A 330-nucleotide genomic window follows, 5' to 3' on the forward strand; every position below is an offset into this window, starting at 1 on the left:
TACGTCAACTACCCTAGACTGAAGTCTAGGGCTTAGTGGATCGTTAGCTTGCGCCAACCAGAACACCAACTTGCTTAGATACGGACTTGACTTACCAGCAGTAATCTTTTGACTATTGCCGATAGAGGTCGTCTAATTACCAAAGCCTTTTGAGTCCGTGAGTTGCTAGCGGACTGCAGCCCCGAATAAGGCTGCTTCTTTTATTTTAGGATTCTGCCACTTGCCTAATCCTTTTTCTAAGATGTTCACGGCCGCATTCCAATCACGAATATGGTGCGTTCGACAGATTGGGCAAGTCCATTCCCGATCCTTAAGGGTTAATTTCTTATA

General features: G+C 45.2%; 1 protein-coding gene. It reads right to left on the minus strand.

Translation table 11 applies throughout. The features are described 5' to 3' along the window. Positions 1 to 165: 165 nt before the first annotated feature. A partial coding sequence (locus CP368_RS10280; protein WP_143468342.1) for a zinc ribbon domain-containing protein occupies positions 166 to 330 on the minus strand: 165 nt, incomplete at its 5' end.

The organism is Lactobacillus sp. UMNPBX17, from assembly GCF_002553735.1.
In the GTDB taxonomy this organism is placed as follows: Bacteria; Bacillota; Bacilli; order Lactobacillales; family Lactobacillaceae; genus Lactobacillus; species Lactobacillus gallinarum.